Annotated in this window: 12 protein-coding genes; 6 read left to right on the top strand and 6 right to left on the bottom strand. The window is 66.0% G+C overall.

All coding sequences use genetic code 11. From position 1 onward, the window contains the following. The first annotated feature begins 240 nt into the window (after positions 1-240). The 6 genes from ACQKPS_RS21590 (at position 241) to metC (ending at position 6,685) form a co-directional block, all read left to right on the top strand. Complete coding sequence (locus ACQKPS_RS21590) at positions 241-1,080, top strand: transporter substrate-binding domain-containing protein (RefSeq protein WP_176508601.1); 840 nt, start codon at positions 241-243, stop codon at positions 1,078-1,080. Beyond that, positions 1,080-1,814 (top strand): amino acid ABC transporter permease, encoded by a 735-nt coding sequence (locus tag ACQKPS_RS21585; RefSeq protein WP_254484840.1) that lies wholly within the window; start codon positions 1,080-1,082, stop codon positions 1,812-1,814. The genes ACQKPS_RS21590 and ACQKPS_RS21585 overlap by 1 nt, the downstream gene beginning before the upstream one ends. Next, complete coding sequence (locus tag ACQKPS_RS21580) at positions 1,804-2,484, top strand: amino acid ABC transporter permease (RefSeq protein WP_176508599.1); 681 nt, start codon at positions 1,804-1,806, stop codon at positions 2,482-2,484. The genes ACQKPS_RS21585 and ACQKPS_RS21580 overlap by 11 nt, the downstream gene beginning before the upstream one ends. Continuing rightward, complete coding sequence (locus tag ACQKPS_RS21575) at positions 2,474-3,292, top strand: amino acid ABC transporter ATP-binding protein (RefSeq protein WP_254484844.1); 819 nt, start codon at positions 2,474-2,476, stop codon at positions 3,290-3,292. The genes ACQKPS_RS21580 and ACQKPS_RS21575 overlap by 11 nt, the downstream gene beginning before the upstream one ends. A gap of 29 nt (positions 3,293-3,321) precedes the next feature. Continuing rightward, complete coding sequence (locus tag ACQKPS_RS21570; RefSeq protein WP_254484846.1) at positions 3,322-3,912, top strand: cysteine dioxygenase family protein; 591 nt, start codon at positions 3,322-3,324, stop codon at positions 3,910-3,912. A gap of 73 nt (positions 3,913-3,985) precedes the next feature. After that, positions 3,986-6,685 carry a cystathionine beta-lyase gene (gene metC, locus ACQKPS_RS21565; protein ID WP_427605590.1) on the top strand — a complete coding sequence of 900 codons (2,700 nt, stop codon included), beginning with the start codon at positions 3,986-3,988 and terminating at the stop codon, positions 6,683-6,685. Between the two features lie 36 nt (positions 6,686-6,721). Here the strand turns inward: metC and ACQKPS_RS21560 are convergent, their stop codons facing one another. The 6 genes from ACQKPS_RS21560 to ACQKPS_RS21535 all read right to left on the bottom strand — a co-directional run bounded on the left by ACQKPS_RS21560 (position 6,722) and on the right by ACQKPS_RS21535 (position 13,345). Continuing rightward, a complete protein-coding gene (locus ACQKPS_RS21560; RefSeq protein WP_254484850.1) occupies positions 6,722-7,510 on the bottom strand; it encodes a GntR family transcriptional regulator in 789 nt (262 codons plus the stop codon). Beyond that, positions 7,507-8,103, bottom strand: coding sequence for a nicotinamide riboside transporter PnuC (pnuC, locus tag ACQKPS_RS21555; protein ID WP_427605589.1), 597 nt, complete (start codon positions 8,101-8,103; stop codon positions 7,507-7,509). The genes ACQKPS_RS21560 and pnuC overlap by 4 nt, the downstream gene beginning before the upstream one ends. Positions 8,104-8,121: 18 nt before the next feature. Next, positions 8,122-10,287, bottom strand: coding sequence for a TonB-dependent siderophore receptor (locus ACQKPS_RS21550; RefSeq protein WP_427605588.1), 2,166 nt, complete (start codon positions 10,285-10,287; stop codon positions 8,122-8,124). A gap of 107 nt (positions 10,288-10,394) precedes the next feature. Next, the gene (locus ACQKPS_RS21545; RefSeq protein ID WP_427605587.1) at positions 10,395-11,267 is read right to left on the bottom strand and encodes a sulfurtransferase; all 873 of its coding nucleotides are present in this window, start codon (positions 11,265-11,267) and stop codon (positions 10,395-10,397) included. Between the two features lie 12 nt (positions 11,268-11,279). Next, the gene (locus tag ACQKPS_RS21540; protein ID WP_427605586.1) at positions 11,280-12,428 is read right to left on the bottom strand and encodes a phosphotransferase enzyme family protein; all 1,149 of its coding nucleotides are present in this window, start codon (positions 12,426-12,428) and stop codon (positions 11,280-11,282) included. Beyond that, the gene (locus ACQKPS_RS21535; RefSeq protein ID WP_427605585.1) at positions 12,425-13,345 is read right to left on the bottom strand and encodes an ABC transporter substrate-binding protein; all 921 of its coding nucleotides are present in this window, start codon (positions 13,343-13,345) and stop codon (positions 12,425-12,427) included. The genes ACQKPS_RS21540 and ACQKPS_RS21535 overlap by 4 nt, the downstream gene beginning before the upstream one ends. Between the last annotated feature and the right edge of the window lie 259 nt (positions 13,346-13,604).

The raw sequence follows: 13,604 nt of genomic DNA, 5'->3' as shown, positions 1-13,604 counted from the left end.
GGCATCTTTGCATCAAGGGCTGACGAAAAAGCATAAAGATTCTTTATGTCTAGAGTGGCAGGGATGGAAATCCTCGTCTATAGATGCCCGTAATTACTGGCTTATTCCATTTGGTGAGCGCTGCTATACCGACTAAGTTATAAGGATAGTCAATATTTGAATTTCCCCTCACCTCGGCAACTTCCTAGCATGCGCCTCTATTGGCCGGGCGTTCCGGCTGCCGGGATGAGGAGATTCACCATGTCGCTGTCTACCGTCGCCCGTCGTGGGTTGTACGCATCGTTGCTGGCCACTGCCACCCTGGCCGCCAGCGGCCTGGCGCAGGCCGATGCCACCCTGGACAAGATCCAGCAACGCCACAAGCTTTCGGTGGGGGTGGTGCTGTCTGGCGGCCCGTTCGGCGCCATCGACCCGGTCAGCCGAGAGCCCGTCGGCTTCAGTGTCGACCTGGCCCGCGACCTGGCGCGTCAGCTGGGCGTCGATGTCGACCTGGTGGCTGTACAGCCAGCCAACCGCGTGCAGTTCCTGCAGCAGGGCAAGGTCGACCTGCTGATCGCCAACATGGAATGGACTGCCGAGCGCGACAAGCTGCTGGGCCACGTGCCCACCCCGTTCTACCGCGTCGGCGGCACGGCCGTGCTGGCAGAGGGCAGCCCGGTCAAGGCCTGGGCGGACCTCAAGGGCCAGCCGGTGTGCACCAGCCAGGGCAGCAGCTACACCCAGGCCCTGGTCAACCTGGGCGCCGACATCAAGGCCTTCAAGACCTCCGCCGAATCGCTGCTGGCCCTGCGCGGCAACAATTGCCTGGCCGCCGTGCACGACGCCACGCTGATCAACCCGCTGCTGGCCAAGGGCGGGGAATGGAGCGGCTACCGAGCCCTCACCCCCGAGCTCAACCCGGCACCGTCGGTGATCTGGACGCGCCTGGGCGAGACCGATACCCAGCAGCGCCTGGACCCTTTCGTCAAGCAGTGGCACCGCAGCGGCTGGCTGATCGAGCGTGAGCAGGCCAACCACATCACCCCGGCCTCGCCAGCGTTGGTGGAGTTGCGCACCCAGCTGCAGGGCGAAGGCGCCTGATGAGCGATGCCCTGCACTGGCTGGTCGGGCAGCTTGCCCGGCTCGGCCTGGACTACAGCTTTGTGTTCGACGCCTACGCCAGCGGCAAGTTGCTCGATGGCGCGCTGACCACGCTGTGGCTGTGCCTGTGCGGCATTGCCGGCAGCCTGCTGGTGGGTGTGCTGCTGGCTGCGGCAGTGACCTCGACACGCCGCTGGCTGGCGTGGCCGGCACGGGCCTTCATCGAAGTCACCCGCAACACCCCGACCCTGGTGCAGCTGTACTGCGCCTTCCTGGTGCTGAACATGCTGATCAACCAGAGCCTGGGCAGCGCCAACCCCATGACGCCATTCGCCTGGGTGGTGCTGGTGATTTCGCTGCACAAAGGTGCCTTCCATGCCGAGGCCCTGCGCGCCGGCATCGAAGCGGTACCCGCGGTCACCCTGGAGGCGGCCAGCTCTCTGGCCTTTAGCCGCCGCCAGCAACTGCTGCAGGTGCAACTGCCGCTGGCGCTGCGCTTTGCCTTGCCGGCGCTGGTCAACAACCTCATCGACCTGGTGAAGATGACTGCCGTGGCCTCGGCCATCGCCGTCAACGACATCACCTACGCCGCGATCATGATCTGGACCCAAGGTGACAATGTCATCGAGCTGATGATCCTGATCCTGGCCTTCTACGGGCTGCTGAGCCTGGCCGTCAACTGTGCCGGCCGTGGCCTGGAAGCGCGCCTGAGGATGCCTGGCTATGGCCATTGAAAACCTTGCCACCCTGTGGCACTGGTCGCCGACCCTGGGCGCAGGGCTTGTGCAGAATATCCAGATCAGCATTGGCGCCATCGGCCTGGGAACGTTGCTGGGGTTGCTGGTGGGCAGCTTGCTGCTGTCGCCGTTGGCACCGTTGCGTGCGCTGGCGCGGCTCTGGGTACAAGTGTTTCGCAACGCGCCCTGGCTGGTGCTGATCTACTTCACCTCGTATGTATTCCCCTTCGACGTCCAGGTGGGCGGCACCTGGGTGGCATTCCCCGACTGGCTGAAGGTCACCGTCGGGCTGGCCTTGCCGGCCAGCGCCAACGTGGCCGAGATCTTCCGCGGGGCGGTCGCGTCGATCCCCGGCACCCAGTGGGAGGCGGCGCGCTCGCTGGCGTTCAGCCGCGGGCAGATTTTCCGCTCGATCATCCTGCCGCAGTGCCTGCGGCGCATGCTGCCGCCCTGGATGAACCTGTATGCGGTGGTAACCATGGGCACCGCGCTGGCTTCGCTGGTGGGTGTGCACGACCTGATCGACAGTGCGCAGATTGCCGCCAATACCGTCAACCGCAGCGGTTTCACGGTGCTGGTCTACTTCAGCGTGCTGGCGCTGTTCTTCGCCTACTGCTACCCGATTGCCCGCCTGACCCAACGCCTGGAGCGCCGCTATGCCTTCTGAACCCTTGATCCAGCTGCGTGACGTGCACCTGGCTTTTGCCGACACCCCGGTGCTGCGTGGCATCGACCTGGACGTGCAGGCCGGCCAGGCGGTGTCGATCATCGGCCCGTCCGGCTCTGGCAAGTCGACCATCCTGCGTTGCATGACCGGCCTGCTGCGACCCCAGCACGGCAGCATCCGCATCGGCGACACCCAGGTCGAGCGACTGCGCGGCGAGGCCGGGCTGATCGCCCTGCGCAAGCAGGTGGGCTTCGTCTTCCAGCAATACAACCTGTTCCCGCACCTGAGCGTGCTGGACAACCTGCTGATCGCGCCGACCAAGGTACTCGGCCGTGACCGTGCGCAGGCCCGCGACCAGGCCCTGGCGCTGCTCGACAAGGTGCGCCTGGGGCACAAGGCTGCAGCCTTCCCGGGCGAGCTGTCGGGCGGGCAGCAGCAGCGGGTAGCCATTGCCCGTGCCCTGGCCATGCGACCCAGACTGATCCTGTTCGACGAGGTGACCTCGGCGCTGGACCCAGAGATGGTCGGCGAGGTGCTGGCGGTGATCCGCGAGCTGACCGAGGAAGGCATGACCTGCGTGCTGGTCACCCATGAAATGCGTTTTGCCGAGGAAATCAGCGACCAGGTGTATTTCACCGAGCACGGTCGCATTGTCGAGCATGGCAGCGCAGAACAGGTGTTCCGCTCCCCCACCCACGAACGTACCCGTGCGTTCCTCCAGCATGCGCTGGGCGAGGGCGGCCACCGCCCCAGCCGACCGGCGCCCGATGTGTTGAGCAACCTGGGGCGCTACAGCCTCAGCGTGTGATGCCCGTTTTCCTACAAGAGAGACCGACCATGTCCCGTGATTCCGTGATCGAGCCGTTCCTCGCGCAAGTGCGCGCCATCCATGAGCGCGGTGTCGACCGCACTGCGCTGCAGCAGATTGTCGTGCTGCTCGAAGGCTTGGCCGAGCGCCGCGACCTGTTCAACTTCGAGCGCTTCCCGGCGCCTGATGCCGCCACCGGTGAGACCCAGTTCCGCTACCGCCTGAATGATGACGGTGAAGCGCCAACGCTTTACGTCAACTCGCTGCTGCCGGGTAAGGCGACCCTGCCGCACAACCATGAAACCTGGGCGATCATCGTCGCCATCGAGGGCCAGGAGCTCAACCGCGTATACCGCCGCGAGGACGACGGCAGCGATCCGCGCCGTGCAAGCCTTGCCCTGGAGCGCGAGATCGTGGTGCAGCCGGGTACCTCCGTGGCGTTCCTGGGTGAAGACCTGCACGGCATTCGCGTCGAGGGCGACAGCCCGACCTTGCACTTTCACCTGTACGGCCGCCCGCTGGAGTCGCTGGAGAACCGCTACGGGGTCAAGGACGACGGCAGCGTGGTCAACTACAACAAGTCGCAGATGACGCCTTCGATCCAGGCCTACGGCCTTTGACAGCTGCTGCCTGCCCGCCGGAAGGCCGGCAGGGCAGCTCTCCCATTCAGAAAACGACCACGGACTGCGTCCCATGATTCCCAGCATCACCCCAGCGCTGCTGCACACCTGGCTGTTCGACGGCCGGGAAATCGCCCTGTTCGACCTGCGCGAGCATGGTCAATACGGTGAGGCCCACCTGTTCCACGCCGTCAACTTGCCTTACAGCCGCCTTGAGATCGAAGCGCCGCGCCTGGCGCCGAACCCGGCAGTCCGGGTGGTGATATACGACGAAAGCGGCGGCGAGCTGGCCCAGCGCGGAGCTCGGCGCTTGCAGGCCTTGGGGTACAGCGCCGTGCACTGCCTGGAGGGCGGCAGCCTGGGCTGGCAGGGCGCAGGCTTCGAATTGTTCGCCGGGGTGCACCTGCCGTCCAAGGCGTTCGGCGAGTTGGTCGAGCACACCTGCCACACCCCGTGCATCACCCCGCTGCAACTGGCCGAGTGGCAGCGCCAGGGCAAGCCGTTGGTACTGCTCGATGGCCGGCCGCTGGACGAATTCGCCAAGATGAACATCCCCGGCGCCACCTGCTGCCCCAATGGTGAGCTGAGCTATCGCCTGGAAGACCTGGTCAGCGATTCGCACACGCCAGTGGTGATCAACTGCGCCGGCCGCACCCGCAGCATCATCGGTGCGCAGACCCTGATCAACCTGGGCATAGACAACCCGGTGTATGCCCTGGAAAACGGGACCCAAGGCTGGTTCCTGGCGGACCTGCCGCTGGAGCATGGCGCACAGCGACATTACCCGGCCCACAGTGGCAGTTCACTCAAGCAGCAGCATGCCCGCGCCGAGGCCCTGGCGCGCAAGGCAGGAGTCGGCAAGGTATCGGCAGAGCAGGTGCGCCAGTGGCAGCAGGACCCGCAGCGCAGCCTGTTCCTTTGCGACGTGCGTACTCCCGAGGAACATGCTGCTGGCAGCCTGTCCGGCGCCCAGCATTGCCCAGGCGGCCAGCTGATCCAGGGCACCGACCTGTACATCGGCGTGCGCCATGCGCGGGTCGTGCTGTTCGATGACGACGGCGTGCGAGCCCCGGTGGTGGCCAGCTGGCTGCGACAGATGGGGCATGACGCCCATGTGCTTGAAGGTGGCTTGGCCAGCGGCCTGGCGTTGCCCGGTCCGGCTGCGCTGCCATTGACCTTGGCCGAGGTCGATGCCAGCGGGCTGGACGGCGCGCTGTTGCTCGACCTGCGCTCGAGCAGCGCCTACCGCAAGCGCCACCTGTACGGCGCGAAGTGGGCGATCCGCCCGACCCTGGCCGAGCAGGTGAGGGCAGAGCGACGCCCCCTGGTGTTCATCTGCGACGATCCACGCATCGCCGAGCTGGCCGCCAGCGAACTGCCCGCCGCCCAGCGCCAGCGCGCAGGGCTGTTCCCACAGGCATTGCTGGGCGATTGGCCGCAGGTCAACGGCGACAGCAGCCTGCCAGACGCCGCCTGCATCGATTTCCTTTTCTTCGTTCACGACCGCCACGCCGGCAACAAGGACGCTGCCCGTCGTTACCTCGCCTGGGAGACCGGCCTGATCGCGCAGATGAACCCGGCCGAGATCGCCAGCTTCACCCCGTTGACCCACAGCGACCCGCCGGCCACCCGCCTGGTGCATGGCGGGCGCGGCGAGCCGGGCCCTGGTGCCCATGGCGTCAACCCACCGGTCAGCCGCCTGAGCACCGTGCTGTTCGACAGCGTCGCCGAGCAGCGTGCGGCCCGTGGCACGCGCGACCAGCAGCGGGTGCTGAGCTACGGGGCGCGGGGCAACCCCACGGCGTTTGCGCTGGAGGACCTGGTCAGCGAACTGGAGGGCGGCTATCGCTGCAAACTGTTCGCCACTGGCCTGCAGGCGATCAGCCAGACCTTCCTCGCCTACTTGCGCCCGGGCGACCATCTGCTGCTCAGCGATGGCGTCTATGGCCCGGTGCGGCGCTTGGCACGTGAACTGTTGCAGCCGTTCGGCATTGCGGTGGAGTACTTTGCCGCCGATGGCCAGGGGCTGGAAGCGGCGTTGCGGCCGAACACGCGCATGGTCTACAGCGAAAGCCCCAGCTCGCTGCTGTACGAGCTCAACGACCTGCCGGCCATGGCCACCTTGTGCAAGCCACGCGGGATCCTGCTGGCGGTGGACAATACCTGGGGCTCGGGCTACCTGCACCAGCCGCTGGCCCTGGGGGCGGACATCTCGGTGATGGCCCTGACCAAGTACTTCGCCGGCCACAGCGACGTGATGATGGGCAGCGTCTGCACAACCCGCGAGGCCTTCGCCGCGCTGTCGCGCAGCAGCGATACCTGCGGCTGCACGGTCAGCCCGGATGACGCCTGGCTGGTGCTGCGCGGGGCCCGCAGCCTGGCCAGCCGCATGGCCGTGCATGAGCGACAGGGCCTGGAGATCGCCCGCTGGCTGCAAGCCCACGAGGCGGTGGCGCAGGTGTACCACCCAGGGTTGCCGGAGCATCCTGGCCACGCCTTGTGGCAGCGGGATTTCAAGGGCAGCAACGGGCTGCTCAGCCTGGTGTTGAGCGATGGCAGCCTGGGCCGGGCAGAGGCGTTCGCCGATCGCCTGCGGCTGTTCGGCATCGGCGCGTCCTGGGGCGGCTATGAGAGCCTGGTGACCCTTGGCGACCTCGGCGATCGACGCTTTGCCGCGCCGCTTCCAGGCACGCTGGTGCGTTTGCATATCGGGCTGGAGGATGTCGGCTCGCTGCGCCGGGATCTGCAGCAGGCCCTGCAAGCACGCTATTGAACCGGGCAGGCACCAGTGGGGCGTCGGACAGCTCGTTCATGGCGCCTCGCCCTGGCCGGGATAGCGGGTCTGCAACACCACCGCGAGTGCATCCGGGCGCCAGAACTCCTGGTCGAATTCGACCGGCTGGCCGCGTTCGCCGAAGCTCAGGCGTTCCAGGTAAAAGCTGCTCGAACCCGGGGAAACCTGCAGCAGGTCGGCCTGGAAGTCGTTCATCGTCTCGGGGTGCATGCACAGTTCGCTGCGCGACTGCACACGGCCGAAACGTTCGCGCAGCAGGGCAGTCAGCGAGGTGTTGAGGTCGGCGTCGAGCAACCTGGGGCACCAGTCGACCACCAGCACATTGCACTCCAGCAGGACCGGACGCTGGTCGACCCAGCGGCGGCGCTGCAGGTAGAACACCGGTTCCTCCGGGTGTTCCAGGCCCATGCGTTTGGCCAGCCAGGCCCCGGCCGGGCGGCGTTCGGCGTGCAGGCACTCGGTGCGTGGCGTGCGGCCCTGGGTGGCGACGTATTCCATGAAACCGATGATGCCGGTCGGGTCGTAGCGGATGCGTGGCGGGCTGACGTACCAGCCGCGGCGGTCCTGGCGGTAGATGACGCCGTCGGTTTCCAGCAACTGCAGGGCCTGGCGCAGGGTCACGCGGGTGCAGCCGAAGCGCTCGGCCATGTCCCGTTCCGCGGGCAGCTTGCTGTCGGCAGGCAGGCAGCACTGGGCCAGCTCACTGGCCAGTTGATCGCGGATGCGCAGGTAGTGGGGCTGGGAGGCGCGCCAGCTGGCTTGTGGCTGCGACTCGCTGACGAACGAGGTGCGAAACGGGTTCATTGCACCCCTCCGACGCCCACCGGCAGTGGCGGTTGCCGTGCCTGCAGCTCGTTGCGCCAGGCCAGCAGGCCGTAGCCGGCCAGTACCACGAAACCGGCGTACAAGGCGGCCGTCAGTTGCAGGTCCTTGGACAGGAACAGCCCGACATAGGCGCTGTCGAGCACGATCCACAGCCCCCAGCTGGCGACATACTTGCGTGCCGCCCAGAAGCTCGCCACCAGGCTCAGCGAACTCAGCAGCGCGTCGATCCACGGCGCTGAAGCATCGGTGTAGCGCTGCATGAGGGCCCCCAGCAGCGCTGCACCGGCAAGCCCGGCTACCAGGCTGATGGTGGCTTCGCGGCGTGGCAGGCGTTGCACCTCGACCTTGGCGGCGGCACTGTAGCCTTGGCTCCAGCGCCACCAGCCATAGCCCTGCAGCACGGCGAAGACCAGTTGCAGCAGCATGTCGCAATACAGCTTCACCTCGAAGAAGATCCAGGCATAGAGCAACACGGCCACCACGCTGACCGGCCAGCACCAGCGAACGCGCTGGGTGGTCAGCCACACGCCGAGGATGTTGAACAGCACGGCGATGATTTCCAACGGTGACATAGGCACCTCCAGGGCCGTTCAGAAATTCACGGTTGCAGACAGGCGGGCGGTGCGCGGCGCGCCCTGGAACAGGTAGCCGTCCCCCATGTACTCGCCCACATCGCGCCAGTAACGCTTGTCGAACAGGTTGTCCACGCTCAGGCGAAACACGGTTTCATAGCCCTCCAGGTCGAGGGTGTAGCGCGCGCCGGCATCGAACACGGTATAGCCATCGACCTTCACATTGCCGGCCTGGCTGGCATACTTGCTGGCGCTGTAGCGCAGGCCGCTGAGCAGGGCCAGGCCCTTGACGCTGGCGATGCTGTAGTCGGCGTGCAGGCTGGCGCGCACCTTCGGCACGTTGATCGCCTGATGGCCTTCGTAGCGGTCTGTGCCGCTGTCCTCGACCCGGGCACGGATGGCCGCGGCACTGGCAGCCACCTGCAACTGCTCGGTCAGGCGCCCGTTGGCGGAAAGTTCAAGGCCGATGTTTTCCTGCTCGCCTTGTTGCACGTAGGTGAAGCTGCCGTCGCCATTGGGGCGTGAGTACTGGTAGGCCTTGCTGATGCGAAACAGCGCGGCGCCGAAGCTCAGCCCCTGCCAGTCGCGCTTGGCGCCGAGCTCGAGCTGGCGCGACACCGTGGGCGGCAGGATCTCGTAGGCATTGGTGGTGAACCAGGCCGCTTCGCCGCCCAGGGACAGGCCCTTGCTGTAACTGCTGTACAGGGAAATTTCCGGGCTGGGTTTGTAGATCAGTGCCACATTGGGCAGGAACTCCGAACGCTGGGTATGGCGCGTGGTATTGCCGTCGATGTCGAAGGTTTTCTCGTCGAGGCGGACCTGGCGGCCGCCAACAATGGCCTGCCAGTGTTCGCCGTAGCTCAGCCGGTCGCTGAAGAACACGCCGTACTGACGGCTGTCCAGGTGCCGATAGGTATGCCCCAGTGGCGCGTTGCTCGGCACAAAGTCGGGTACGGGCTGGTAGACATTGGCGGTGCCCACCCATTCATTGACCGCGTCGCGGCGGTCGATGAGCCGGCGCAAGGCGCTGCTGCCAAGGGTCAGTTCATGCTGCAACGGGCCGCTGTCGAAGCGCCCGCTCAGGGTCGCCTGGAGCTCGTCGTTGCGGCGGGTGTCGTCGGGGCTGCGGAAGTCGTAGACATCGTAGTCGCCCTCGGGGCTGAAGTAGTTGGGCACGGCGGAGCTGGCGCAGCTCGGGGCGCCATAGCAGCCCCAGGCGAAGGCACTGTAGTCGTCGATCACCACCCGGCTGCGCGAAGCGCTCAGGTTGGCGCTCCAGTCATCGTCGAAGCGGTACTCGAAGCGGCTGCCAAGGTTGAGCGAATCGATACCCACCGGTTTCGACCAGTGCTGGTCGGCCAGGCGGTCCTTGGGGTCGATGCCGCTGGGCACCACGTTGCCGCCAAGCAGCTGGTAGCCCGGTACCGAGCGTTGTTCGCGGGTCTGGTATTCGGCATCCAGTTGCAGCAGGGCGGCATCGCTGAGGCTCCAGTCCACGGCCAGGGAGGCGAAATCACGTTTGCCGTCGGAGTTTTCCACGTAGCTGCGGATGTCTTCATGGGCGAAGTTGGCGCGCACGCCCAGGCGCTGCTCGCTGTCGAGCCAGCCACCAAGGTCGGTGGCCAGGTAACGCTCGCCCGATTCATTGCTCGCCACGGTGACCGAATGCACATCCTGTGGGCGCTTGGTGACGTAGTTGACCAGCCCGCCCGGCTCGGAAACACCGCTCTGCAAGCCAGACAGGCCTTTGAGCAGCTCGACCTGCTGTTTGTTTTCCAGCGCGACGTTCTGTTCGCCGGTGATGGTGCTGCCGTTGATCTTGTAGCTGTTGGCGGCGCTCAGGGAAAACCCTCGGACCACGAAGTTCTCGTAGTAGCCGATGGGGGCATAGCTTTCGCCGGTCGAGGCATCGTTGCTGAGCACTTCGCTCAGCAGCCGCGCCTGGCGGTCCTTGAGCAGTTGTTCGGTGAACACCGCGACCGAGGCCGGGGTATCGAGCAGGGGGGCCTCGCCGAAGCCGCTCACTGCGGCAGTGCTGGCGTGGTAGCTGTCGGGTTGCTCGGCCGTGACCGTGACGGCCTCCAGTACGGTGCTGTCCGCCCATGCCAGGGCAGGGCTGATCGACAGGCTCAGCAGCCCTGAGAAGAGGCCGTGGCGGTGTTGCAGGGACAGGGATGAAGCCATGGACAAACTCCTGGGTGACCAGCGGCGTGCTAGCGGAAAACGGGTAGACGGGTGCTCGCGATATCGCGCGGGCGCATCGTACGGTTCACTTTTGCAAGGGGGAAGCCTCAGTGCGGCTCCGTGGTCATTGGCAATGCAGGGTCGGCGGCCCATTCCTGGAGCGAGCCGTCGTAGATCGAAATGTTCTGGCGGCCCAGGCGCGTGAGTGCCAGGGCAGTGGCGGCAGCGGAAATGCCGCCACCACAGTAGAGAATCAGGGGTTGATCGCCTTCGAGCAGCAGCGAGCCGAGGGCTTTGGCCAATGCCACCGGTGGCAGGTAGCGGCCCTGTGCGTCGAACAGTTCGCGGGCTGGCCGGTTGAGGCTGCCGGGGATATGGCCGCGTCGGGCATAGCGGCTCACCGCGCTGCCCTCGAACAGCCCTTTGCCCAGCGCGCATACCAGCCTGCCCGGGGCCTTCCCCTCGAGCACGGCCTGCACGTCTTCGCGGCTTGCCCAGTAACCAGCCTGAAGGGTCAGGGTGGTCTGGGAGCCCGGCGCCGTGCCTTGAGCCTGCTGGCCTTGGGCGAGCGGCAGGTCGGCCAGGCGCCAGGCCTTCAAGCCGCCGTCGAGTACCGAGGCGGCAATGCCCATGCTGCGTAACATCCACCAGAGGCGCGCCGCCCAGAAACCATCGTGCCGGTCGTAGATCACGATCTGCCGGGCATCGGTGATGCCCAGGCGCGCCAGTGCAGCCTGGGCAGCCGCTGGCGAGGGCAGGGCAAAGCTGTAGGGTGCCGAGGTATCAGCCAGCTCGCAGGTCAGGTCGGCATGGCGGGAGCCTGGGATATGCTCGGCCAGCCAGGCCGCACGCCCGCTGGCCACACGGTAGTCGCCATCGAAGCGCGGGGCGGCCAGTTCCACGCTGGCGTCGATGACTACCAGCCCCGGCTGCTGCAGGCGCTGTTGCAATGCGTCGGGTGAAATGAGGATGTCGGGCATGGCGGGCTCCTGTCAGCGCGTGCGGGCGATGCGGTCGAGGTGATCGAGCAGGCGCGCGCCTTCGCTGCCGGCAAACCATTGGCCATGGCCGATCAGGTAGTTGTGGTAGGCGATGTCGGCATTACTGCGGGAGCCGACGATGCCCTGGAAGTAGTCGATTTCCGCAAGGGCGAAATCCACATGCACCAGCGGCAGCAGCGCTTTTAGCGTGAGCAGGTCGGCCTGGGTCAGCGCATGCTGACGGTGGTAGCCCTCCAGCAACGCATCGACGGCGTCGAGGTCGGCGCTGGCGCGGCCGCCGGCATCGAGTTCAAGCCAAGGGATGCAATTGCGCTCCAGGGCGGTCGCCAGGTCGAACAGGGCGAAGGTCAGGTCGCTCAGGCCGAAGTCAAGGATGCTCTGCACCTGGGCGCTGCTTCCCGGTTCGGTCCACAGCAGGTTCGACGCGTGCCAGTCGTTGTGCGTCCACAAGGGGGCCTGCTGCGCGAGCAGTGGCAGCAGGGCCCGGTGGTGGGGCAGATAGAGTTCGCGAAGTGCGTGCTGCCAGGGCTTGCCCGCGAGGTATTGGCTCAATGCCGGCTGTCGTGCCAGGGTCTTTTCGATGGACATCAGTGGGGCGCTGCTGCCGAACAGGCGCAGGTTGGCGACCAGCACCGGGGTGCGCCGGGCGCCTGCGGCGAAGCCTTCTGCGGCCTGGTGCAGGCAAGCGAGGGCCGCGCCCGCCGCGTGGGCATGCGCCAAGGTCAGGAACGGGGTCCACGACAGTGCCTCACGGTACAGGTCCTGACCCTGGGCAAGCGGCAACACTTCGTAGGTCCATTCACCCAGGGCGATGGCGCTGCGCCCGTTGCGGTCGAGCAAGGGCGGGACAACCGGGGCGCCACGCTGTTCGAGGTAGCGGACGAAGCGGTGTTCCTCCAGCATCCAGGCGGGCTGGCGGACTTTGCGGTGGTGGCGCTTGACGAACACTTCCCCGTGCGCGGTGCGCACCTGGGCAGCCGCCGAGAAGGGGCGTGGGCTGTGCCAGTGCAGCCCGTGCACGGCGCCCACTTGCGGGAAGTGCCGCAGCACGTCTTCGACATCCTGTTGTGACAGGGCCGGCCAGTCGGCTTGCACCGGTTGCAAGCCCATGCCGTGGGCGATACGCACGGGTTCGCTCATGCCTGCGGCTCCGTCAGGTAGCGGTTGCTGGTGGCACCGCGCCAGGTGTCGGCATCGGCCAGTACGCCATGGCGGTGCAACCAGTGGGCGTAGGGTGCGATCAGCTCTTCGCGTTGCTGGCCCCAGCGCCCTTGGTGCAGCCAGGTGGGGGCGATGCGCTGCAGTGACTGGCTGAGCAGTTTCCCCGGAAAGTAAGGCGTGGCGGCCTCGTAGGCGCCCAGGGCGCTCTGCGGGTCTTCGGCTGCCGCGCGAAAGCCGCGCTCGGTGGCGGCGAGAAAAGCCCGGGCGGTCTCGGGATTGTCCTCGAACCAGCGTTGCCGGCCGCCAAGCAGGTAGCTGTGGTAACGCGGTGCACCGATCTCATCGACCGGCCATACGACGCGGCGTTCGGCCGCAATCGGGCTGTCCATCAACGCTTCCCAGGCCCAGTAGCCGCCGAAGCTGGCGTGGGCGATGCCCGCCGCCAGGTCCTCGGGACGCAGCTCGCGCACTTGGCTGTCGACGATGATGACGGCATCCGGGTCGCCACCATCCTTGGCCACCAGATGGCGGACCATCGCCAGGCCACGAGGCGTAGGATTGAGCGCCAGGCGTTTGCCAGCCAGGTCGCGGGGGCGGCGAATGCCGAAGTCGGTGAGCGTCTGGATTGACTCCAGCCCTTGGTGGTTGATGGCCGCGACGCCCAGCAGCGGCTGGCCAAGGCTGCGCCTGACCAGCAAGCGGTTGCTGGGAAACACGCCGACCTCGGCCTCGCCGTGGAGCAGGTGCTCCAAGGTGTCGCCGTGGAACGGGTCCGGCACAGCAAGGTGTACCGACAAGCCAGCGTCCTGATACCAGCCGCGCTCCCTGGCGAGGTAGAAACCTGCCGAATTGGGCCAGGGGTGAAAGTATTCCAGCATTACCCGTACAGCGATCATCCTGTCGTGCTCCTTGGTGCCCTCAGGGCTCATGGAGCGATTTAACGAGGAGGTCTCTGGTATATACCAATACCCGTGAGCTATACGTTTATTTCACCTGGGAATAAATGAAAGTATTTTTATTTCTTTCTGTTGGTGAATCCTGTGACGACCCATCGGGTGAGCCCTCGCATATTGTTATTCCTAAGTATTATTAGAATTAATTTTTATATTCCTACCTAATATTTAAATGGCTTTCTGCCTGGCTGTGACATCCGTT

Origin of the sequence: Pseudomonas sp. NPDC086566 (assembly GCF_050280885.1) — a bacterium.
GTDB classification, from domain to species: Bacteria; Pseudomonadota; Gammaproteobacteria; order Pseudomonadales; family Pseudomonadaceae; genus Aquipseudomonas; species Aquipseudomonas vlassakiae.
The sequence above is the reverse complement of the archived record's forward strand: the minus strand, read 5'-3'. Positions and strand labels throughout refer to the sequence as shown.